Origin of the sequence: Geofilum rhodophaeum, from assembly GCF_002210225.1 — a bacterium.
Lineage (GTDB): Bacteria > Bacteroidota > Bacteroidia > Bacteroidales > Marinilabiliaceae > Geofilum > Geofilum rhodophaeum.
The window spans coordinates 122,426-145,798 of the sequence record NZ_MWUJ01000006.1 but is presented as its reverse complement, the minus strand read 5'-3'; the positions used below and the strand labels follow the sequence as shown (position 1 = coordinate 145,798).

General features: G+C 46.6%; 18 protein-coding genes. 7 read left to right on the top strand and 11 right to left on the bottom strand.

All coding sequences use genetic code 11. The features are described 5' to 3' along the window. The first annotated feature begins 1 nt into the window (after nt 1). On the top strand, nt 2-604 hold the full coding sequence (locus tag B4W65_RS07940; protein WP_088654610.1) for a flavin reductase family protein: 603 nt from the start codon (nt 2-4) through the stop codon (nt 602-604). Here B4W65_RS07940 and B4W65_RS07935 read toward each other — a convergent pair. Next, nucleotides 601-3,855 (bottom strand): UvrD-helicase domain-containing protein, encoded by a 3,255-nt coding sequence (locus tag B4W65_RS07935; RefSeq protein ID WP_088654609.1) that lies wholly within the window; start codon nt 3,853-3,855, stop codon nt 601-603. The two genes, B4W65_RS07940 and B4W65_RS07935, sit on opposite strands and share 4 nt — an antisense overlap. An 86-nt stretch (nt 3,856-3,941) precedes the next feature. On the opposite strand from B4W65_RS07935, the gene B4W65_RS07930 reads away from it, so the two are divergent. From B4W65_RS07930 to B4W65_RS07920, 3 genes are all read left to right on the top strand, one after another. Beyond that, nucleotides 3,942-5,147 carry a cofactor-independent phosphoglycerate mutase gene (locus tag B4W65_RS07930; protein WP_088654608.1) on the top strand — a complete coding sequence of 402 codons (1,206 nt, stop codon included), beginning with the start codon at nt 3,942-3,944 and terminating at the stop codon, nt 5,145-5,147. Nucleotides 5,148-5,173: 26 nt separating this feature from the next. Continuing rightward, nucleotides 5,174-6,478 carry a threonine synthase gene (gene thrC / locus B4W65_RS07925; protein ID WP_088654607.1) on the top strand — a complete coding sequence of 435 codons (1,305 nt, stop codon included), beginning with the start codon at nt 5,174-5,176 and terminating at the stop codon, nt 6,476-6,478. A gap of 121 nt (nt 6,479-6,599) precedes the next feature. After that, a complete protein-coding gene (locus B4W65_RS07920; protein WP_088654606.1) occupies nt 6,600-7,244 on the top strand; it encodes a tetratricopeptide repeat protein in 645 nt (214 codons plus the stop codon). A gap of 110 nt (nt 7,245-7,354) precedes the next feature. Here the strand turns inward: B4W65_RS07920 and B4W65_RS07915 are convergent, their stop codons facing one another. Beyond that, nucleotides 7,355-9,901: an ATP-dependent Clp protease ATP-binding subunit gene (locus tag B4W65_RS07915; RefSeq protein ID WP_088654605.1), complete on the bottom strand. Its 2,547-nt coding sequence runs from the start codon at nt 9,899-9,901 to the stop codon at nt 7,355-7,357. Nucleotides 9,902-10,213: 312 nt separating this feature from the next. Between B4W65_RS07915 and gyrA the strand changes: the two genes are divergently transcribed. Beyond that, complete coding sequence (gyrA, locus tag B4W65_RS07910; RefSeq protein WP_088654604.1) at nt 10,214-12,745, top strand: DNA gyrase subunit A; 2,532 nt, start codon at nt 10,214-10,216, stop codon at nt 12,743-12,745. Between the two features lie 50 nt (nt 12,746-12,795). Continuing rightward, a complete protein-coding gene (locus tag B4W65_RS07905) occupies nt 12,796-13,959 on the top strand; it encodes a tetratricopeptide repeat protein (protein WP_088654603.1) in 1,164 nt (387 codons plus the stop codon). A gap of 305 nt (nt 13,960-14,264) precedes the next feature. On the opposite strand, the gene B4W65_RS07900 is transcribed toward B4W65_RS07905, so the two are convergent. The 5 genes from B4W65_RS07900 to B4W65_RS17200 form a co-directional block, all read right to left on the bottom strand. Then, nucleotides 14,265-15,563 (bottom strand): serine hydrolase domain-containing protein, encoded by a 1,299-nt coding sequence (locus tag B4W65_RS07900; protein ID WP_088654602.1) that lies wholly within the window; start codon nt 15,561-15,563, stop codon nt 14,265-14,267. A 116-nt stretch (nt 15,564-15,679) separates the two neighbouring features. Beyond that, nucleotides 15,680-16,285 carry a thioredoxin family protein gene (locus B4W65_RS07895; protein ID WP_240509514.1) on the bottom strand — a complete coding sequence of 202 codons (606 nt, stop codon included), beginning with the start codon at nt 16,283-16,285 and terminating at the stop codon, nt 15,680-15,682. Nucleotides 16,286-16,303: 18 nt separating this feature from the next. Beyond that, entirely contained in the window at nt 16,304-16,777 is a 474-nt protein-coding gene (locus B4W65_RS07890) for a TlpA family protein disulfide reductase (RefSeq protein WP_088654601.1), read from the bottom strand. 57 nt (nt 16,778-16,834) lie between these two features. Further along, nucleotides 16,835-17,881: an Lnb N-terminal periplasmic domain-containing protein gene (locus B4W65_RS07885; RefSeq protein ID WP_158522802.1), complete on the bottom strand. Its 1,047-nt coding sequence runs from the start codon at nt 17,879-17,881 to the stop codon at nt 16,835-16,837. 53 nt (nt 17,882-17,934) lie between these two features. Then, a complete protein-coding gene (locus B4W65_RS17200; protein ID WP_146697741.1) occupies nt 17,935-18,417 on the bottom strand; it encodes a hypothetical protein in 483 nt (160 codons plus the stop codon). A gap of 218 nt (nt 18,418-18,635) precedes the next feature. On the opposite strand from B4W65_RS17200, the gene B4W65_RS07880 reads away from it, so the two are divergent. Next, on the top strand, nt 18,636-19,766 hold the full coding sequence (locus B4W65_RS07880; protein ID WP_146697740.1) for a hypothetical protein: 1,131 nt from the start codon (nt 18,636-18,638) through the stop codon (nt 19,764-19,766). Between the two features lie 12 nt (nt 19,767-19,778). Here B4W65_RS07880 and B4W65_RS07875 read toward each other — a convergent pair whose 3' ends face one another. From B4W65_RS07875 to B4W65_RS07860, 4 genes are all read right to left on the bottom strand, one after another. Next, nucleotides 19,779-20,690, bottom strand: a complete 912-nt coding sequence (locus B4W65_RS07875; RefSeq protein ID WP_088654598.1) for a dihydroorotate dehydrogenase — start codon at nt 20,688-20,690, stop codon at nt 19,779-19,781. Next, complete coding sequence (locus B4W65_RS07870) at nt 20,684-21,451, bottom strand: dihydroorotate dehydrogenase electron transfer subunit (RefSeq protein ID WP_088654597.1); 768 nt, start codon at nt 21,449-21,451, stop codon at nt 20,684-20,686. The genes B4W65_RS07875 and B4W65_RS07870 overlap by 7 nt, the downstream gene beginning before the upstream one ends. A 75-nt stretch (nt 21,452-21,526) precedes the next feature. After that, nucleotides 21,527-21,982: a helix-turn-helix transcriptional regulator gene (locus B4W65_RS07865; protein ID WP_240509513.1), complete on the bottom strand. Its 456-nt coding sequence runs from the start codon at nt 21,980-21,982 to the stop codon at nt 21,527-21,529. An 849-nt stretch (nt 21,983-22,831) separates the two neighbouring features. Further along, nucleotides 22,832-23,347 carry a flavodoxin gene (locus B4W65_RS07860; RefSeq protein ID WP_088654595.1) on the bottom strand — a complete coding sequence of 172 codons (516 nt, stop codon included), beginning with the start codon at nt 23,345-23,347 and terminating at the stop codon, nt 22,832-22,834. Nucleotides 23,348-23,373 lie beyond the last annotated feature (26 nt).

Genomic DNA, 23,373 nt, shown 5'->3' with positions numbered 1-23,373 from the left:
TATGGCAAAAACGGACTGGAAACCGGGTAATATGGTGTATCCGCTGCCGGCTGTAATGGTGTCGGTGGGAGGGAGCCCCGAGGAGTACAACATCATTACCATTGCGTGGACCGGAACCATTTGTTCCGATCCGCCGATGTGTTACATTTCGGTACGCAAGGGCAGACACTCCTATGAATTGCTGAAAAAGCACCGGGCTTTTGTTATAAACCTGACCACCAAAGACCTGGCTTTTGCCACCGACTGGTGTGGGGTGCGGTCGGGTCGGCGCTACAATAAATTTGAGGAGATGAAGCTCACACCGGGTAAAGCCAGGGTAATAAATGCGCCTACTATTGAGGAGGCGCCCATCAACATCGAGTGTGAAGTGACTGAAGTGCTGCCCTTAGGCAGTCACGATATGTTTATGGCTAAAATTGTGAATGTACGTGCCGAAGAGTCGTTGATCGACTCGGAAACAGGGGCCTTCTCAATAAAGAAGGCGGGTCTAATTGCCTATGCTCATGGCCAATACTACGAACTGGGTAAGGCCCTGGGTAAATTTGGTTTCTCGGTCGAAAAAAAGAAAACCCGACGCAAACGGCAGCAACGAAAGGGCGATTAAAACAGGCTGCCCTGGCCATTTACCTGCAGTACTTCATTGCTTTCGGCATACCACAGGTAGGCTTTTATTTTGGAATAACCCATGTTGTACAAAAGTTGCATATAGCTGCGCACCTGAGTATGGTGGGCGGGATTTTTTTGCTGACCAAACTTATAGTCGACCACCACAACTTCCCCTTCGCGAATCATAACCCGGTCGGGCCGCCGAATTTTAGCGGACAGAATGGCTGCTTCGGTCTTAATGGTGTACGTGCCATTGAACCAAGTCTGGACTTGTGGGTGTTGTAAAAAGTGTTGCACTTTTTGACGCAGTGCTTCTTCTTCTGCGCCTTCAATCCAACCTTCCAGTCGCATACGAGTGAGCGCCGGCTCCAGGTCAGCGCTGGTCTCTATTTGTTCGAACAGACGGTGCATTAGGGTGCCGTGATTGATGGGGCCATTTTCTTCCTTACTGAAATACGCCGAGCTGTCGAGGTGAATGCGTGCCCGCCTGCCTAAGGGCAGTCGCTGAAGGTTTTTTGCGGGTATGCTGTTCTCAGGACGGAAGTTGATGGTTTCTTCCTTGCTAGGTGGTGGCGGCAACTGCCGTTGGTCCAGTTCGTAACACTTGCTGTTTTCATCGTAATGATTTTTTCCCTCCTGTTCGACATAGGCCTGAAGCAAGTCACCCAGACTTTTGTAGGCGCGACTTCCCTTGTCTTTTTTCTCGGGGGACACTGAAGTGATGATGGTGAGACTTTCACGTGCTCTGGTGAAGGCTACGTAGGTCACATTAAGGTTGTCGACGTATTGGTGCAGAATTTCATCCAAATAGTCGGCTGCAAAATGGGTCTCGGTCAGTATTTTGCTGCTCATTACAGGCACCAGAGTAAGGGCATCAAAAGGAGGCGTTTGAGGCTTTAACCACAAGAGGTTACTGCGCGCATCTACATTGTCCCAGTCGGCATAGGGGAGCACCACCGCTCTGAATTCAAGGCCTTTTGACTTGTGGATGGACATGACTCGAATGGCTTCCTGCTTGTCGGGTATAGACAGGGATACTTTTACGCCCCGCAAATCCCAATACGCTATAAAAGGATTAATGTCGGCCGATTCCTGGTTGATGTAGTTGAGGCACAGACTCAAAAAAGACTGCAGGTAAACCGAGTGACTGTTGCGCAGTGATTCGGGCAAGAGGGCAGCCAGGGCCTCAACCAATTCGTAGAGGGGCAGCTCTCTAAGTTCGCTTAATTTCTTCAGGTAGGCCTCCCAATCTTCTTGTATTTCCTTGCTATGAAAGGGTAGGGAAAGGTCCAGGGCAGTACCTTTTTCTTTTTGTGATTTAAACAGGTGCAGACGAACGAAGGACTCGGCCAACTGGTTGTCGGGATTCTGGATGAAGCGCAACTGTTCTACAATCAGATTGACTGCTTCTGATTTGGACAGCAGCAGTGCTTCGTTGCTGATGACCGGGAGACCGGTACCCTGGGGGTGATAAAGGCCCGATAGGAGGGCATTGGTGATTTCGACGCCTTCTTTGTTCTTTCGAACCAAAACACAGATGTCGGACAGCGCATAGCCTTCGTCCAGTAATTTTACGATGCGTGCTACTGCGCTGGCACCCGCCAGCGCGTAAAAATCATCCTTGTTAGCGGCCTCGTGCAACTGAATGACGACCTGGCCGCCGGTTTGTTGTCCTTTGGATGCCACTTTTTGCTCTACGTCAAAATAAGCCTTGCTTATTTTGCTTTGCAGGGCCAGCAGAGCCTCGTCGTCCTTCAAGTCTTCCGGAACCAGTTGGTTGAATTGTTCCTGAAGCAGACCGGCAGCCTGGGTGAAGAAACCGTTGTTAAAGGCAATAACGTCTTTGCTGCTGCGCCAGTTGGTATCCAGGGTGTTCAAGTCCACCCCGTAGGCAGCATAATCCTTCTCCACTTCTTCGGCCAATAGATTCCAGTCCGAATTGCGCCAACGGTAAATGGCCTGCTTTACATCGCCTACCATAAGGGCATAGTGGCCACCTGCCAGGGCATCTTTAACCAGAGGAATAAAATTTTGGTATTGCAGCGATGAGGTGTCCTGAAACTCATCCATCATATAATGGGCATAGCGTGTACCGGTCTTTTCATAAATAAAAGGGGTGTCGTTATTGGCAATGATGCGGGTGAGTAGATGGTTGGTGCCCGAAATCATGAAGATGTTTTGTGCGCGACACAAAGCCATCATTTTTTCATATACATCGTTGATTAATCCCAGAGCATTCAGGTGTTTCAATACAACCTGAGCGGTGTAGTAATTGCGTCCTTCTTGGTGCAGGTAATCCACCGCCTGACGTACGATTTGAGCCAGGCCTTCGTTGTAGGCTGCTTCAATGGCTGCATTCTTTTCCGCTGAGTTTTCCTTCCGCTGCCATTCCTCAATGCCTTTAAGCAACTTTTCGTGGCGCTTTAAGTCGAGGTGTTCTTCGCCTCGGGCCATACGTTCAAACTGCAGCGCAGGAGCTCTGGTACGGCCCTTGAAATCTTCCCTTACATCCAGGTTGTACTTCGTTAACAAGGCCAGGGCTTTTTCTCCTAAGTCCCTCAAATGCCTGTCGGTATTACTCATTATTTCACGAAGGGCATTTTTATAAGTGGCCAGATAGTTTTTATTGCCGATTTGACGACTCAAGGCTACGGCATGCTCCTGGTATTTCTCTTTAAATATCTCATTGCTGATGGAGGCTATTTCTCCCGAAATGTTCCATTTGCTGTCTTCCTCCATACGTTCCCGCGCAAAATCGAGCAGCCATTGTTTAAGGTTTTGGTGCCTGGGCGCATTCATCTCCAAAATCAGTTGATCAATGGCCTGTTGCATTAAATGCTGGGTCTCCAACTCCAGTCTAAAACCAATAGGAAGGCCCATTTCCCGTGCAAAGGAACGGGTTACCTTTTGAAAAAAACTGTCGATGGTGCTGATGGAGAAACGCGAAAAGTCGTGCAGCAATAAGGCCAAAAGCAGACTGGCCCGCGCCTTTACCTCTTGCGTGCTCAGCTGGCTGTGTTTTTTTAGGTCAGACAGGTAGGGTGAGTTGGATTGTTCCGGAGCGGCCAATTGATTCAGGGCCGATAAAATGCGACTGCGCATTTCAGCCGTTGCTTTATTGGTAAAAGTAACCGCCAATATTTGTCTGTAGTTGAGCGGATCTTTAAACAAGAGCTGCAGGTACTCCCCCGTAAGTCGAAATGTCTTTCCTGAACCAGCGGAGGCTCTGTAAACCTTTAGTTGTGCCATTTTGTTGTTGTTTGGAGCAATGCAGCCACTAAAATACGCATAATAACTGCCGATAAATTGTTACTTTTGTCTAAAATTTTCTTTTAATGAAGTACATTGTTGTTTTGGCCGACGGAATGGCCGATGAGCCCATAAAAGCCTTTGGTGGAAAGACACCTGTAATGGCCGCCCATAACCCGGTTATGAACCATTTGTGTAGTCTCTCGGCTACCGGCTTGGTACATACTGTTCCCCAGGGCTTTCACCCAGGGAGCGAAATAGCCAACATGAATATTTTAGGCTATGCACCGGCCAAGTATTTTCAGGGCAGGGGCGTTATCGAAGCCGCAGCCCTGGGCCTCGATTTTGAACCCGATGAATTGGTTTTTCGCTGTAACCTGGTTTCGCTGGAAGACGGCATATTGTTGAATCACTCTGCAGGACACATCAGTACTGCCGAAGCCGATGAGTTGATTGCAGCCCTTAACAAGGAACTGGGCTCTGAAACGGTGCGTTGGCATACAGGTACCAGTTACCGACACGTAATGGTTATTAAAGGAGGCAATAAGGCGCTTAAATGCACGCCACCTCACGACCATCCCGGCAAGCCGGCAGCACCGCTTTACCCGGTAGCTGCTGATCCTGAAGCCAAAACCACGGAAGCGCAGCTCCATTCCCTTATGCAGAAGTCGATGCAGGTTTTGGCCGAGCATCCCGTAAACCAACGACGCCGTGCCCAAGGAAAAAAGGCGGCCGATTGCATCTGGCCCTGGTCGCCCGGTTATAAGCCCGAACTGCCCAGTTTTAAAGAGCGGTTTGGTATAGCTTCAGGAGCGGTGATTTCGGCCGTTGACCTTATTTTTGGTATTGGAAAACTGGCGGGACTGGAAATGATTCATGTGGAGGGGGCAACCGGTTTGCACGATACCAATTATGAAGGAAAAGCTGCAGCTGCTCTGGAAGCCCTGCAACGGCATCCTTTTGTTTTTTTACATGTGGAAGCAATGGATGAAGCCGGTCATGAAGGAGATGCGGAGTTAAAGAAGCGGGTGATTGAGGATTTTGATCGTCGTTTGTTGGCTCCACTTTGGGAAGGCCTTCAAAAAATGGATGAGCCCTTTGCACTGCTCCTTTTGCCCGATCATCCAACACCCTGTGATTTACGTACCCACACCATGTCTCCAGTGCCTTTTATGATGTTAAAGCCCGGCCTGGCAGCCGATCAGGTAACAAGCTTTGATGAGGAAACGGTGAAAATGGGCAGTATGGGAGAAATGGATGGCGCCCAATTACTGGATGTTTTTTTCAAATAAACCCAAGCTCAAAAAAGCAACTTAATATGCAATATCTTAGTCTTGCTTCCCCCGGGAAGCGTTATTCGTTAAAGGAAGTCTTGTTTAAAGGTCTGGCACCAGATGGCAGTCTCTTTATGCCCGAAGAAATACCGGCACTGGATCCGGATTTTATTCGTAATATCCAGGATTACAGTCTGCCCCAGCTGGCGTTTGAAGTGCTGAAGCCTTTTGTTACGCCAGATGTGCCCGAGCAAACACTTCAACAGATTGTGAACGATACCTTTTCGTTCGAAATTCCTTTGAAACCGGTAGAGGAGGCAATTCAAGTACTGGAGGTTTACCATGGTCCCACCCAGGCCTTTAAGGATGTAGGCGCACGGTTTTTGTCGCGCTTACTGGGGCATTTTAATCGGGGAGAGAGCCGCAAATTGTTGGTGCTCACCGCTACATCCGGAGATACCGGAGGCGCAGTAGCCCATGGTTTTCACCGCGTGCCCGGCATTGAGGTGGTGGTACTTTACCCCAACGGAAAAGTCAGTCCCTATCAGGAATACCAAATTACCAGTCCCGGCGACAATGTGCATGCCATTGCCGTAAACGGCAGTTTTGATGACTGTCAGCGTTTGGTAAAAGATGCCTTTAAGGACGATGCGCTCAGGCAGTTGGTGTATATGACCTCGGCCAACTCCATTAATATGGGACGCCTGCTGCCGCAAATGGTGTATTATTTTCATGCGCTGGCTCAATACCGGAGAGCCGGCTTTAATGATGCCCCCGTGGTAACTGTTCCCAGCGGTAACTTTGGCAACATAACGGCAGCAATGCTGGCTCATAAAATGGGCCTTCCTGTAAAGCGCTTTGTGGCCGCAACCAACGTCAACGATGTGGTTCCCCGCTTTTTGGCTTCCGGAGCCTATGCGCCGCATGCAACCATTGCAACCATTGCTAATGCTATGGATGTGGGCGACCCCAGTAACTTCCCGCGCATGTATGCACTTTATCACAACCAACTGAGTGAACTCAAAGCCGAGGTTACTTCTTTTGCGGTGAGCGATGAAGAAATTAAACAGACCATCAAAGCTGTTTTTGAGAAAGTGGGCTACCTTATGGATCCGCATACGGCAGCTGCCTATGTGGGTATTAAAAAAGAATTGAGACAAGGAGAGAACGGATTCTTTGTAAGTACGGCTCATCCTTTTAAGTTTGGAGAAGTCATTGATGAAGTGCTTCCTGGTGGATTGGCTAAGGCGGGGTACGAGATTGATTTTCCCAAACTCGACCGCACTCAGCTTAAGGCTATGGCTCCTGAATATGCGGAGTTGAGAAAAAGAATTAAAAAAATGGCATAACTATTGCATAGTGCTTAATAGATTTTAATGTTTCACAATCATTTTTCAGTTATTTGAAAATTGTTATTTTTGTGATTCAAATTTGCCAATTAATTATTTAAATAACTAAAGGACCATTGTTATGAAGTATTTTGCAGTAGTGGGAATGTTGATGTTGGCCTTGACGGGTTTTGCACAGGAAGAAACTGGATTTATTGAGTTGAAAAATGAAGGTAATGAAGCCTTGCGTAACAACGATTTTGCTGGCGCATTAAGTAAATATGAGGCTGCAATTGCTGTTTGGCCCGAAGAGGAAGCTATGGATGAAGCCATGGTTTTTAATATGGCAACCAGCGCTCGTCGCAGTAAAAATTATGAAAAGGCCCTGAAATATTACAAGCAGTCGGCTGACTTGGGTTACCGTGCTGATTTTTCTACTTATTACGTAGCTTCTTCGCTCAACAGCCTGGGGCGTGAGAGTGAAATGGAAGAGGTTTTGGTAAGTGCACTTGAAACCTACAAGAGCAGCTCAGTTTTAGGTCACATGAAAAAAATGTTGGTTACCTATTACCTGAAGCAAGGCGCAGAGCCATTTAATCGCGCAGCGCAAATTTTGGCTTCAGCGGCCAACGCCGATCCTTCGCAGTACGACGACATTACCGAGCGGGCCAATGCAGCTTTTGCAGAGTCTAAGCCCTGGTTCGAAAAGGTGATTGCCATTGATCCTGCCAACCAAAATGCCCAGGCTTCTTTGCGTGAAGTAGACAGCAGACTCTCTGCCAACTAGGAATTTTAAAAAATTGCTGATACCCAGCACAAAAAAACACCCGTCTGATCCATTCAGACGGGTGTTTTTTTGTTGATATAATGCTTCCCTTTTAAGGGGAAGCACCAGTGTTAGTTAACCGCTTCGTTATTCTGCGGAGGGAGTTTTGCGGAAGACCCCTTACTGTTGTGCGATATGATTTGGGTGGTAATTTTCTCTTCCTTTGTGTCAAAATCCACCAGAATCTCATCGCCCTCACTCACCGAAGCCTGAATAATTACCTCGGCCATTTCGTCTTCGAGATACTTTTGAATGGCACGCTTAAGTGGTCGGGCCCCATACTGTATGTCAAAACCCTTGGAGGCAATAAAGTTCTTTGCCTCTTCGGTCAGCCTCAGTTGATAGCCCAAACTCTCCACCCGGGCAAACAAGCCGGTCAGTTCAATATCAATAATTTTATGAATATCGGCTTCACTGAGGTTATTGAATATTATTACATCGTCAATACGATTTAAAAATTCAGGAGCAAAGGCTTTTTTCAAGGCTTTTTCAATAATTCCCTTGGCATAATCTCCATCGCTGTCGCTTTTTCCTCCCGGCGCAAAACCAATGCCTCTGCCAAAGTCCTTCAACTCGCGGGTGCCGATGTTGGAGGTCATTATAATAATGGTGTTTTTGAAATCAACCCTACGGCCAAGACTGTCGGTCAGTCGACCTTCATCCAAGACCTGCAGCATGAGGTTAAAAACATCCGGGTGGGCCTTTTCTATTTCGTCCAGCAAAACAACAGAGTAGGGGCGTCTGCGCACTTTCTCGGTCAGCTGCCCGCCTTCTTCATAGCCAATGTACCCGGGAGGGGCACCAACAAGACGGGAAACACTGAATTTCTCCATGTATTCGCTCATGTCAATCCGAATCAGCGCATCGGTGGTGTCAAACAGGTACTTCGCCAAAATCTTAGCCAGGTGCGTTTTGCCTACACCGGTGGGACCAAGAAACACGAAGGAGCCGATGGGGCGATTGGGGTCTTTCAGGCCGGCCCGATTACGTTGTATGGCTTTAACAATCTTTTGAATGGCATCTTCCTGGCCAATAACCTTTCCCTTAAGTTGTTCGCCCATTTGCAAAAGACGAAATCCTTCCGCCTGTGCCACACGCTGAACCGGTATGCCGGTCATCATAGCCACAACCTCAGCCACTTTTTCTTCATCAACCGTTTCCCGGTGTTGTTGCAGATCTTGTTCCCACTTTTCTTTGGAACGCTCCAACTCCTCCTGAAGATGCTTCTCCTTATCCCGAAAACTGGCGGCCAATTCAAAATTCTGGGCTTTAACTGCTTTGATCTTGTTTTCCCGAACCTCTTCTATTTGGGCCTCCAGTTTAACAATGGTTTCGGGCACCACAATATTGGAGATGTGTACGCGCGAACCGGCCTCATCCAAGGCGTCGATGGCCTTGTCGGGCAGGTGACGATCCGAAATGTATCTCTCGGTGAGTTTTACACAGGCCGAAATGGCTTCCGGGGTATAAATAACATTGTGGTGATCTTCGTAGCGCCCTTTGATGTTGTTTAATATGATTTCCGTCTCTTCGGGCGTGGTGGGGTCAACCATCACTTTTTGAAAACGCCGCTCCAGCGCACCATCTTTTTCGATGTGCTGGCGGTATTCGTCAAGTGTAGTGGCACCAATGCACTGAATTTCTCCTCTTGCCAAAGCCGGTTTCAGCATATTGGCGGCATCCAGTGAGCCGGTGGCTCCGCCTGCTCCAACAATGGTATGAATCTCGTCAATAAACAAGATAATTCCCGGATTTTTGGCCAGTTCATTAAGGATGGCTTTTATCCGTTCTTCAAACTGGCCCCGGTATTTGGTGCCCGCTACAATGGAGGCCAGGTCCAGGGTCACTACGCGCTTGTCGAACAATACACGCGACACCTTACGCTCTATGATGCGTAAAGCCAGTCCCTCAGCAATGGCAGATTTTCCTACTCCCGGTTCACCAATCAAAACAGGATTGTTTTTTTTACGGCGACTCAGAATTTGAGCGAGGCGCTCAATCTCCTTTTCCCGACCTACAATGGGATCCAGTCGTCCCTCTTCAGCAGCCTTGGTGATGTCGATGCCAAAATTATCCAGGACCGGTGTCTCACTGCTGCTTTTTGCCCCTCCCGATTTGGGCCCTTCGGGGCTTCCTCCAAAGGGACTGTCCTGATCGTCATCGTCGGGCATTTGCGACCGTGCTATCGGGTTTTGCTTTTGAAGCGCATGCTTCAAAGGCTGATATTTCACATTATAATCTTCCATAATCTGTGCTATTGTACTGTTGTTGTCTCTTAAAAGCCCTAACAAAAGATGCAAAGTAGTTATTTTTTCGCTTTTAAGCGACTTGGCTTCCAGATGTATCAGTTTTAAAATTTGTTCGGTTGACCGAAGCAGAGGCAGGGAAGTGGCAACGGGCGTTGTTTGCTCTCCTCTTATCTTTTCTTCAATGGTTTCGCGCAACTGCCCAAAATCCACTTTCAGTTTTTCGAGTATTCTTATCGCCTTACCTTCCCGCTGCAACAATAAGCCCAGCATAAGATGCTCGGGAGCAATGAACAAATTCCCCAAACGAACAGCTTCCTCCTTACTGTTTGAGAGGACATCTCTGACTCTTGATGAATAGTTTAATTCCATAATATATCGTGTACTTCTGTTCCTTTAATAAAGTCTGTAACAAACATTTTATTCTTCAAAAATAGTACAAATAATGCAATTATCACAGACAGAAAGTTAACATCAGAGCGCAAAGTCTGTTCAATAATACACCGAGGTAAAAAGGGTAGGCCCGATGTTCTGAAAATCCGCTCTGGTCGCGGAGAAAATTGTTCATAATAATTGAAAACTTTTTTCACAATTACGCTTTTAATGACTAATTTAGAGCGGTGAAAAAAGGGTCTTTTTGCAGGCCTTTTTTTGTGTTCCGGACTCATCAAAAGTTTTAATTAAATGATTGAAGGAGATAGAATAATTAAGATTAACATCGAAGAGGAAATGAAATCTGCCTACATCGATTATTCGATGTCGGTAATAGTTTCCCGGGCGCTGCCTGATGTAAGAGACGGTATGAAACCTGTTCACCGTCGGGTACTTTTTGGTATGAATGAGTTGGGCATAGCCTCCAATAAGCCCTACAAAAAATCGGCCCGTATTGTTGGTGAGGTACTTGGTAAGTACCACCCGCACGGCGACAGCTCCGTATATTATGCTATGGTGCGCATGGCGCAGCCGTGGTCGATGCGCTATCCTCTGGTCGATGGTCAGGGTAACTTTGGTTCGGTAGACGGCGACAGTCCCGCAGCCATGCGTTACACCGAGGCGCGTCTGCACCGCATGGCTGAAGAGGCCCTGCTGGATATCGATAAAGATACGGTAGACTTTCAGCTGAACTTTGACGACAGTCTTAAGGAGCCTACCGTTCTGCCCACCCGTATTCCGCTTTTGCTGGTCAACGGGGCTTCCGGTATTGCAGTAGGTATGGCCACTAATATGGCGCCTCATAACCTGGTAGATACGGTCGACGCCATTATCGCTTACATTGAAGACAATGAGATAAGCATAGACAGCTTGGTGGACATCATTAAGGCCCCTGATTTTCCGACAGGCGGATACATCTACGGCTACCAAGGTGTTAGAGACAGTTATGAAACGGGCAGAGGGCGTGTGATTATGCGTGCGAAGACCGATATCGAGACCGACAGCCACGGACGAGAAAAAATAATCGTTTCGGAGATTCCGTACTTGGTGAACAAGGCCGAGCTCATCATTAAAATAGCCGACCTGGTCAACGATAAGAAGATTGAAGGCATATCTAACGTGAACGATGAGTCGGATCGTGACGGTATGCGCATTGTTATTGATCTGAAGCGGGATGCCATTGCCAATGTCGTTCTGAATCATCTCTACAAATACACGCCGATGCAAACCTCTTTTGGGGTAAACAATATTGCATTGGTGAAAGGGCGTCCGGAACTTTTAAATCTTAAAGGACTCATCAGTAATTTTGTTGAGCACCGTCACGATGTGGTAACCCGCCGGACCCGCTACGAGTTGGATCAGGCAGAGAAGCGTGCCCATATTTTGGAAGGCCTCATCATTGCCAGCGACAATATCGACGAAGTCATCCGCATTATTCGTGCGGCGCAAACTCCGGATGAAGCCCGCGAGAACCTGATTGCTCGTTTTGAACTGACTGAAATTCAGGCCAGGGCCATTGTGGAAATGCGCTTGCGTCAGCTGACCGGTCTGGAGCAGGATAAGCTGCGTGCGGAGTATGAGAGTCTGATGAAAGAGATTCAGCGACTTAAAGACATCCTCGAACACCTGCACTTGCGAATGGAAATCATTAAGAATGAATTAATTGAAATCAAGACCAAGTACAACGAAGGACGAAGAACTGAGATCGTTTATTCTTCAGAAGAGTTTAATCCCGAAGATTTCTATGCAGATGATGAAATGATCATCACCATTTCACATTTGGGTTACATCAAGCGTACACCGCTGACCGAATTCAGAACCCAAAACAGGGGGGGAGTAGGCTCTAAAGGTTCTTCAACTAGGGATGAGGACTTTATTGAGCATATTTATCCCGCTTCGATGCACAACACCTTGATGTTCTTTACCAAAAAGGGACGTTGTTTTTGGCTAAAAGTTTATGAAATTCCCGAAGGCAATAAGAGCTCGAAGGGTCGAGCCATTCAAAACCTGTTGAATATTGATCCGGACGACACCGTTAAGGCCTTTATGAAGGTTAAGCGCCTGGGTGAGGATGTTGACTTTACCAATTCCCATTATATTGTAATGGGTACAAAGAAAGGGGTGATCAAGAAATCTCTGCTGGCCGAATATTCCCGTCCACGTCAAAATGGCGTTATTGCCCTCACTGTTAAGGAGGATGATGAACTCATTTCGGCCCGACTTACCAATGGCAGCAATGAAGTATTGTTGGCTACCCGTTCGGGACGCGCCATTCGATTCAACGAATCCATAGTTCGAACCATTGGTCGTACTGGCCAGGGAGTCAGAGGGATAACGCTGGCTTCTGACAAGGACGAGGTCGTTGGCATGGTTTGTGTGAAGAATATGGAGGAAGACATCCTGGTGGTTTCAGAAAAAGGTTTTGGGAAGCGTTCAAAAATTGAAGATTACCGGGTTACCAACCGTGGAGGTAAGGGTGTTAAAACCATGCGCATTACGGATAAAACCGGTGATCTGATTGCCATTAAGAGTGTTACGGATGAGCACGATCTTATGATCATCAATCGTTCAGGCATAACCCTGAGACTGTCTGTGGCTGACATGCGAACTACCGGAAGAGCAACACAGGGGGTTCGTTTGATCAATTTGGATAAGAAGCAGGATGCCATCGCCTCTGTTACAAGAGTAATGGCAGAGCAATTGGAGGAAGAACTGCTGGAAGGAGAGGGGCTTGATTTTACAGATCAGACTGAAAATCAATCCCCGGAAAATAGTGATAATTAATTTAAAAGCAATTAATTTTGGAATTACGAACAAAACAAAAATCAACAAAGATGAAAAGGATACTATTTTTATTCATGGCTGTGCTGGTGGTTGCAACCAGCTGTGCGCAAAAAGGTAAGGTAACAGCAGCCTCTGCTTTTATCGACAATGGAGATCTTGCTGCCGCCGAGGAGCGCATTAACGATGCTTTGGAGCACGACAAAACCAAAGCTTGGCCCAGAACTTATATTGTAGCTGCCAACCTGGCCACCGAACAGTTTAAGCAAGGGGCAGGCACGCCCAAAATCATCGAAGCGGCCGATCATTACTTTAAAGCAGCTGAGTTGGATCAGCAAGGTGATGAAAAAGGACGGGGAATAGGGCGCGCAGCAAAAGAAATCAAAGTGGCCCTGACCTTTTTTATGCCTGAGTTTCAGAATGCAGGTATCGAGGCCTTTAATGCCGATGACTTTGAAAATGCGCTGGCTGTGTTTGAAAGAGTAATTAACTTGAACAAACTGCCTCTTTATGAAGAGGACAACCTGCCTGTTGATTCTGTGTTTGTTTACTATTCCGGTTTGGCCGCGAATCGTTCGCAACAATTCGACAAAGCTGAAAAGTATTTTGAAGAGACCATCGAGTTGGGTTTCGCTGAAGGCGATGCGATATTGCTGATGCACGAGCTCTATGTAGAAAAGGGAGATTCCAGTAAAATGGCGTCGAATTTGCGTCGGGGCTTTGAACTTTATCCCGATGACGACCGTATTTTGACGACGCTCATCAATCATTATTTGAGCACAGAGCAGAATGAGGAGGCTTTAAACTACCTGAATGCTGCACTGGAGAAGGACCCTACCAATGCCAGTTTCTACAATGCGCGGGGTGTGCTTTTTGATTTAAGCAAGGAATACGAGAAGGCAGAAGCCGAGTACAAAAAGGCCTTGGAGTATCGGGAAGATTATTTTGAACCAACGCTGAATCTTGGTGTTATCTATTACAACAGGGCTGCTGAGGAAATGAATGCCGCTAATGATTTATCGGATAATCGTGCCTATGAAGCTGCACGTAAAAAGGCCGAGGAAACTTTCCGTCAATCCATGCCGTTTATGGAAAGAGCGCACGAATTGCGTCCTGATGATGTAATGGTTTTGGAAACCCTTAAGAATTTGTACTATCGCTTTGAAATGACCGATAAGTACAACGAGGTGGACAGCATACTTAAAGGACTCGAATAGGGGCTTTAAATAGACAATAAATCCGGGTAGAATACACCCGGATTTATTTACGTACATCCTATTTATCATAATAGCAATTATAAGACAAGCGAGGTTTTTTATTTAGGCAGGGATTCAGCTTCAACAATTTTCTGTACTGAAGATGAATCTTTGTACTGTTGAAAAATACAAGCATCTGTTCTGTAGATGATTCTTGTACTATAGAAAAAAGGACATTATATGCCCTGTAGATGATCTTGTACTATAGAAAAAAGACAAGCGCCTCTTAGGGCGCTTGTCTCTATAATGATCATCTCGTTGTTGTTTTAATCCTCGTGTACAGCAAGATCAAATAAATCGTAATCCGGCCAATTATCGGTTCTTGAAATTCCCCTTTGCATCATTATCCGAATGTCGTTGGCCAACATTGGGCCTTTCCAGGTACTGGTGTTAAAAAGAACCACGTAAGAGATGTCTCCGGGACGATTAACCATTAATACCGAAGTTCCAGCCAAAGTTCCTGTACGGTAACGTTCGCCACGACGAACGCCACGCCATCCTAAAGGATGAAAACCGCGACCAACAGGTGTCGTCATCGCTTCAATGCTTTCGGGCAACAGAATGTCTTCCGGAAATGGTTGCCCGTCAATAGCCAGCATAAAGCGCATCAAATCGGTTGCAGAGGCAATCCAACCTCCTGCTGCGCCCAAGGTATGGATGTCGTTTCCACCATAGCTGCGTGGAACAAGATCATCACTTCCCTGATGATCAGAAATTAAAAGGCTGTTCTCTTGTTCGTAATATTTGACCTCCAAATCTTTACGGTCTTCTTCGTAACTGCCTCCCAGGGTAGCATCAAAAATTCCTAAAGGATAAAAAACCTCACTTTTAATGTAGCTCTCGTAGGACTCGCCACTTACCGCTTCAATAATTTTGCCTAAAATGGCATAACCCAAATTGGAATAAGAAGACATTGTTCCTGGTCTGAAATGCAAACGTTTATCCAGCATGAAACAAATAATGTCCTCATCGCTGATGGGCAACTCCTTACCTGTATTTCGGGCAATTACTGTAGGCATAAACATGGGATCACCCCAACGGTTGGTCCACCCACCCGAATGATTCAAAAGGTGCAGCACTCTGATTTCTTCGACTTTTCGATCACGGTAAGTGTCGTAGGGTGCTTTACTTAAAATTCCTTCAGGGCCAAAAACCTTATCGTCCAGACTCAGTTGTCCGGCCTCAACCAGTTTCATGACACCCGCTGCAGTAATCAACTTGGAAATACTGGCTACTCGAAACAAGTGATAGGGTTCTACCTCAATGCCCTGCTCTTCGTCGGCATAGCCATATCCTTTGGCAAAAACCATCTGCCCTTCGCGGGCAACAGCAACCGAGGCCCCCTTCAGGTTCCATTGGCGCATAAAACGATTCATTTCCCTGTCAATATAGCTGAAGTCCTCTCCCTGCGCATAAGTGCCAGAAATTCTTACTGAGGTAGTAAGGGGTGCCGGGGGTAAAAAATCGGTACCAAAAGTCTGTATGGAAGGTCCTGTAAGGTATTTAACGGCCATCCCCACAATCAGTCCTGCCGTTATTAACCCTGGGATGTACTTAATTTGCATATGCTTCACTCAAAATTAATGCCGTCAAAAATACGGATAATTCATGAAAAAGTTATAAAAAACGGCATGAAGTCACTTAAGACTTCATGCCGTTCCGCTTTCTAAGGGCTTAATTATTATTCCTTAAACTTAATGGTACAGCCTATGGCACGGGTTTCGGTGGGACTCGGCTGCTCTCCTTTCAGTAGCGCCTCAATGGCGTTTGCCACATAGCGATCCTTTACATCTGAGGCATCCTGAGGATTGTCGTCAATGGCGCCAATATATGCCACGGTAAAGTGCTGTCCCTCGTTCTTCAACAAAAAAACATGGGGTGTACGCGTTGCACCATAAGCCTTAAAAACCTGCTTGTCGTCCAGCAAATAAGGAAAGTTAAAACCTTTCTCTGCCGCATTTTTCACCATATGTGAAAAGCCGTCTTCGGCAACAATGGTCGAATCATTTGAATTTATAGCTACGACCGGAAACTTTTTGGGACCAAATTCCTTTTGCAGCGCAACAATACGTTCTTCATAAAGCTTAACATAGGGACAATGGTTACAGCTGAAAATAAGCACTACACCTTCTTGGTCGCTGTAATCCTTAAGTGCCACCCAACTGTTGTCAACATTCTTCAGATTAAAGTCGGGCGCTTTGTCGCCAATTTTTAACTGGGCCTGCATGGTCGAAGCGAACATCAGCAGCAGCGCCGCCCCCGCAAATAAAACCTTCATCATCTTCATGGTGTTTGATTTATTGGTTTACATTAAATTTTTCATCCATTCTTCGAGTTGCTCATAAGTGGCCTCTCCTTCATAAAAAAAACGTTTGCCTTTATAGTGCATAATGGTCGCAGGGATTGCTCCCGACCAGGCCGGATCCAGCGCCTCAATCCAGGCTCCTCCTCTGGGTGTAAGCAGCATAAGCACTTCGTGACTGACTTCATGACGTTCTAAAAAGGGAAGCAGACGAGCTTCTTTTTGATTTGGAAAATCAAGGTTGGCCATCAACACCTTTACCGGAACACCTTCCAGTTCTGGGGCAATACGATTAAATTCAGGAATTTCTTTTACACAGGGTTGACACCAGGTGGCCCAGAAATTCACCACAAACAAGGTGTCCGATTCCGTCTCAATACGCTCCTGCAAATCAGCAACAGGAATGTTCTCAACAGGATGAGCTGCCTCAGCACCAAGAAGCGAAAACCACAAAATCAGAAGGAATAATTGTCGCATAACTGAATCTTTAATAATGCTAAAGAAACAGCTGAAAGCCGAAAATAGTTCAGCCGGCTACCAAATTAAACGAACAGCCATGAGCAACCACAAGGGCCATAAAGCCAGGGGCATATCCTGCGGTAAAAATGGAAAAAGCAGCAAAAGGAAGACCAAGGGTGCCAGGAGTAGCCAGCGAAGGCGTCGCTGGAACTTTAAGTTAATTTTTTTCGGGAAAAGCAGCAGTAAATATAAGGGATGTGCCCACAGCAGATGCCAGTTGGGACCGGTAACTGAATGCGAGGTGAAAAACCAAAGAAAAATAATCAAAAAGCCCAGCAAAATGGCCGGCACAAAGGTCACTATGTTCAGCCCATGCAAGGACCGCTTTCTTTTGACCCGCCAGCGAGTCAGACGCAATCCGATTAAAGCCAGGAGGCTGAATACAAGAAGCGGTGTCCAAAACATCCTTTCAGGACTGGTTTCAAACACCAGAAGTTCGTGAGCTTCACCTACTGCTGCCTTTCCATTGGCATCGTGGGCCCCGGCAAATTGCAGCATCAGGTGGTCGGGTAAAAACTGAATACTGAAGGCATCCACTGCTTCGTCGGTAGGTTGGCCCAGAATTAAATCGAGACCGAGTTTGGTCCAGGGTCTGTATTCCAGATAGTCGGACAGGGCCGTACGAAAGGTACTTTGCTCCTGGTTTTGTAAATCAGGAAATTCCAATCCTCCGGAATAATGAGCTGCAATGATGTCCCGCACCCGTGTCGCGCAATTGTCGTAAAAGAAATGATAAGGATAATACCTGTTTTCTGGTTGGTGGTTCAACATTAAGGCTTCAAGTAGAGCCGATTTTTCGGTCTCGCTTAAAAGCAATTCCTGTTCCCATACAGAACGACTGTCCATTTGGTATTCCCTCAGAAAACGATCAAAGGTGGTTACTGAGAGCATGTAGTCCAATTCCCCCCGCATAAACTTTAGATAGAAGTTGGGGGTCGAAAAATCAAAGGTGCCATAATTAAAAACATAATCGCTGCCGCTTTCTTTGTCCTGAACACGAATGGCGGTGTGTCCAAATAAACTGTAGAGTTCTTCACCAGGGGCACAGGTTAAAATGGTCATTCTACTGTTCTCCCAACGGTCGGCCTGTAGTGGGGTAAAACTGCTTAACAGAATTAAGACGAGTAGAATCGCATATTTACAAGCGCTTTTACCGTAGGCGGGGAACTCCTCAAAAGTCCCTTTGCGTAATAAAGTAAGGGAAATGGCCATAGAAATGATGCTGTTGATGGCGTAAATGAATGATTTGACTCTCGAAAGATACTGAAATTACTCAAACGGTGCCTGGCGTCGGTAAATGAATTACTCGTTACATTTGTATCGGGTCTTTTGTTTACGCTTGTCACAGACAGCACGTTTACTTCTGTATCGAAATCAGCAGGGAGTTTAATGAGGTGCAAAAACAGCTTCCCCAGCAAAACAGCAAGAAGATCGAGCAGCGCAGTTAAGCTTTTTATCTCGTCCGCATTATCTGCATCATTGGGGAGTTCGTGGGACTGGTAATCCGGATCACTAAAGAACTCACCCAGCAAATCGCTTAATTGCTCCAACAGGGAAGCGTGAGTGTGACGAAAAGAGCAGTTGTCGGCTTGTTCCATACTTAATAATTTATTTAATTAGTTGCTTAATCCCTTATTTTTCACCAGCACCTGTTGCTCTGAACAGCAAGACTGTATTTCGGTACAATATTAAACCTCATTCGCTCTTTATTGGAAATAAATTAAGCAGATTTTATTCCCTTAATTATTGGCTTAAGACTTAATTTAGCTTAAATTTGTGCTTAACTATTCACTTAATTGCATTGTGATTGCTGCCTATGCATCAGGTACCTCAACCAATATTGGCTCCGCGGGAGTTACTGCTTCGTGCCTGGCCGGATATCTTTCCGGGGCTCGACAGGGTGGTTGTATTATCTGTTGGTGCAGATGGAAGCAGCGATGGCCTGGAGTTGCTGAGAAAAGGGCAACAATACCAACTCAATGAATTAATGACCGCTGATTTAGCTGCCCAGTTGAGGCTGATAGCCAGAGAGCAGCCCGGCTACCTGTGGTTGACCCCCGGCCAGGTTCCTTTTGAAGAGGAAAGCAGGCAGCAGCGGCAATTGGATATTTTTTCGGAAGAACAACACGTAGTCATGCAGTTGCGTGTTAAGGCAGGACGACAAACCGATTGTTTCTATTTATACTTCAGAGGGGATCAAAGCAATTTTGGAGTCAGTCGTCTTCAAGGTCAGCTGGATACAGCACGAAAGGCCCTCATTGGTACTCTCCTCTTCCGCTTTACGCGTTTCTTTTATCAATCCTCTGGTCAGTTTAAAGACTACATCCAGCAGTTTACAGATGTAACAAAACAATTACTGTCCGGGCAAAATTCCGAAAGTCAAAACCCGCCCCTCAGCTGGGTGGACCAATGGTCGCAAGACCAGCTGAAGCAGTTGGGCGCAGCCCGGGGAGTTCAACTCCGCCTAAGTAAAGCTGCTTTAGAGCGCCTGGCAACAGCCCCCGATTACCGGGCAGCTAAGTCTGCTTTGGAGCAGGCCGCTCGTTTTGCATTGATGTTGAATCTGAGCAATGAAGAACAGGACGAGGTGCTGATTGAGGCCCCGTATTTGGTATTCCCTGCGGTGAGCGAGCCGGGTAGATTAGCTACAAATTCTTTGCCTGCTGCAGGCGGCCGTATGGAGAAAACCCGTAATTTTTTAGATCAACTGGAGGATGCAGCGGCAGAGTTGGCTCGTCAGGGGGAAGACCTGACTGGTGCTATGGTAGGGAAATTGATGGAGCGGCCGATAACTGCACCGGCCATTACAGATGCACTGCGTAAAAACAAAAAACGGATTTTGCTCTTATTGGAGCAAAATCCGCAAAACTGGCCGATAATCAGGCAATATTTCAGACCACTGATCAATCTCCTCGAAAGAGAGAAGGAACTGCGTCAAATAGGCTAAAACAGTGCTTTTTTAAGCTTGTAGTGCCCCCTTAAGTTCGGCAACAGAGGTCATGTTGTGACGAACCAGATAGTCTTCAATGCCCGCAATCACTTTTTCAGTTACTTTGGGATCGATAAAATTTGCAGTTCCAATTTGAACTGCACTGGCGCCGGCCAGCATAAAGGCGATGGCATCTTCTGCGTTGCTGATGCCACCCATTCCAACTACCGGTATTTTTACTGCCTGTGCCACCTGCCAAACCATGCGCAGTGCTACGGGCTTAACTGCCGCTCCCGACAAGCCTCCGGTTATGGTCGACAAAACCGGGCGCCGCTGCTCTACATCAATGGCCATACCCAGCAAAGTGTTGATGAGACTGACCGAATCGGCACCGGCGCTTTCTACGCCGAGGGCAATTTCTGCAATATTGGTTACATTCGGCGACAGTTTTACCATCATGTGTTTGTTGTAAACCTCTCTGACTGCTGCGGTTACAGCGATGGTTGAGGGACAGGAGGTTCCAAAAGCCATACCCCCTTCTTTCACATTGGGACAACTGATGTTTAATTCAATGCCCGGAATGTGGTCCAGAGCATTGATTTTGGCTGCTGTCTCCACATATTCTTCCACCGTTGATCCGGATACGTTAACCAGGATGTTGGTTCGGTATTTTTTGATACGAGGATAGATTTCGCTGATAAAACGGTCAACACCCACATTTTGCAAACCTACCGCATTAAGCATACCCATTGGCGTTTCGGCCATACGCGGGTAATCGTTGCCCTGACGGGGATGCAGCGTTGTTCCCTTTACCACTATCCCCCCCAAACGGTTGATGTCTACGAAATCTTCATATTCTTCGCCGTACCCGTAGGTACCCGAAGCGGTCATTACCGGATTTTGCAGCTCAAGGCTTCCCAGTTTTACTTTCAGATCTACCATTGTAAGTATTTTGAATCAAACACAGGACCATCGGTGCAAGTACACTTATGTCCGTCTTTGGTTGGGGTGATACAACATAAACAGGCCCCTATGCCGCAGGCCATATGGTTTTCGAGAGATACCTGGCAGCTTAGTCCGTGCTTGTTGGCATATTTAGCCAGAATACGCATCATGGCCTCTGGGCCACAGGTGTATATCCAGTCGAAATCTGGTGTTTCTGTTTTCATTACCGGGTGATGGATAACGTAGCCCTTTGTACCGGCGCTGCCGTCTTCGGTGGTTACCATCACCTCGCCCAGTTCACGATAGGCATCCAGTCGCACCAGTCCCGCCGCTGTACGGGTGCCAATTAAAAAGCGTGGTGTTATGCCATTCTTTTTTAAATAACGGCCCAAAAACAACAAGGGGGCCACACCGCAACCACCTCCTACCAGCAAAACTCGCTTGCTGTCGGGCAGCGAATAGCCCTTGCCCAGCGGGTAAAGCATGTTGATGGTACTGCCCAAAGCCAGGGCGGTAAGGGCGCGGGTTCCGGTACCCACTTCCTGTACCAAAAGCTTTATTTGTTGCTTATCGTAGTCAACATCGTGGATGGACAGTGGTCTGCGCAGATATGCTCCTGGCGCATCTACCCGCACTTCGGCAAATTGACCGGGCTGTAGCTCAGGGAGTGGCTCAGCTCCGCCCTGCAGCGTCAGCACAACAAAATCGTCGGTCTGCCTTTCGCTGTTGACCAGAGTGAAATCATGAAGATATTTCATGGAAGATTGTTTACAAATGTAATTAGAGGAAAACTGCACAAATTTAGTGTTTTTTACGCAGCCGGCATAATAATATTAGCCTTTCGGGAGGTAGCTGCGGAAGCTTTTGTCCTTATAAAACACGACAATTTGTTCAATTTCCGCTTCGGTGGCAGTTCCAATGGTCGCTGCAATGGTGGAAGCCGGTTCTTGTTTTAGCTCCGGAACAGCATTCTCTGTAGGACTGGCAGCAGAAAACAAGTCGGTTTGCCCCGCCTTTGGCGCCGAAAATGGAATGTTTGAGGCCTGATTAGGGACTGTATTGACAGAAGCCGACTGGTCCCTATAAACACTTCCCTTGCCGCTTATAAGCCAGTCGCTGCTCACCTTAGGGAAGGCCTCAAGGATCTTTTGTATGAAATCGAGGCTGGGATTGTTGCGTCCCGAAAGGATGTGGCTTACGCTGGATCGTTGTACACCTACGATTTCGGCAAAGCGGACAGGACTGAGACCTTCCTGCTCCAATAAAACTTGTAAACGCTGTTTCATCATGACGGTTTTGCAGAGGAAAATAGTTTACAAATATAACATGAAGTTTACAAAATACAAAACGCAATCTTCCATTCATTTTGTTACATATGTAACCTGCTGCGCACTATTTTCTGCATTCTTAAAAGAGCAGATTCACGCTTGGAAAAAATACTGGAGGTGTGGTGTTTTAATCTGCATATTATAAGCGTAATACAAATGTTCATGTTCTTGGCATAACTTAGATTGTCGGGGGGGGCAAACCTGCTTAAACGCCCTGCCCACATTAGGATATTGTCTTTATTTACCCCTCTCTTTCAGCATGCTGCGACCACTTGTCCCCCAGTCATAAAGGAATTGTTTATCTGGCATTATTAAAATACTGGTTTTTAATAAATTAACCCTATAGATTTGTTGCAGAATGACCGTGATTGAATAATTATTCATCTTCCCTCCCGATCTAATTAAACAAACGCTTCTCCTTATTATTGTAAATTACTGGTTATGTGATTTTTATAACCTATTATTGTTTGCTTTGTATGATGAAAGATAGCTAATTTCTCTTGTTTACAAGTGTATCACACCGCTGCATGCGCCTTTATAGTCCTCCCCTGTCCCCCGCCCGGCTCCAAATCACCAGGGAGTCCCATCTATAGGATCCTGGACTACTTTACCGATGCGCTATAAACTAAATGATTTATCATAACGAAGGCTCGCAGAACAAGGTGTATTCTCCGTCAATTAACCGTGGTAGGGAATTTGCCATTTGTCAGAAAAATCCGTTTCGGACTTATTTATGTACCTGAAATCAAAAAAAAAGGGGGTCAGTCTGCCGAAGCAGACTGACCCCCTTTAATAAGTATGTACTAAGGACTATTTCTTTTTAGAAAACTCCTTTTGGATATCGGTGATCCATTTTTCTATGCGTTCGTTGCTTAGCGCAGCCTGGTTTTCGATGTCCAGTGCCAAACCGCAAAACTGATCGCCCCGTTCCGCTCTGGATCCTTCGTAGCTGTATCCTTTGGTTGAAGTAAAACCAACAACTTTACCTCCGCGCCCTTCGATGAACTCGGCCATAATTCCTACACCGTCCACAAAGTTTTCGGGATAGTTCTTCTGGTCGCCTCCGCCAAAAATAGCGAATTTCTTGCCTTTGAACGACTCGTCCTCAATGGTGGGTAGGTACTCATCCCAATAGTTGGGTAACTCCCCGTCGAACCAGGTCGGAACAGCAAAAATGTAGTTGTCGTGCTTTTTGAAATCTTCCAAAGTAGCCACGTCGGCATCGACTTCCTCGCAATTGTCTGCACCCAGCAGTTTGATCATTTTCTTCACTTGCTGGTGGGTTTTTACCGAGCGAAAACTGTAAAATATGCCTACCTTCTTCATATTATTCTCTTCTGTGGTTTACGATT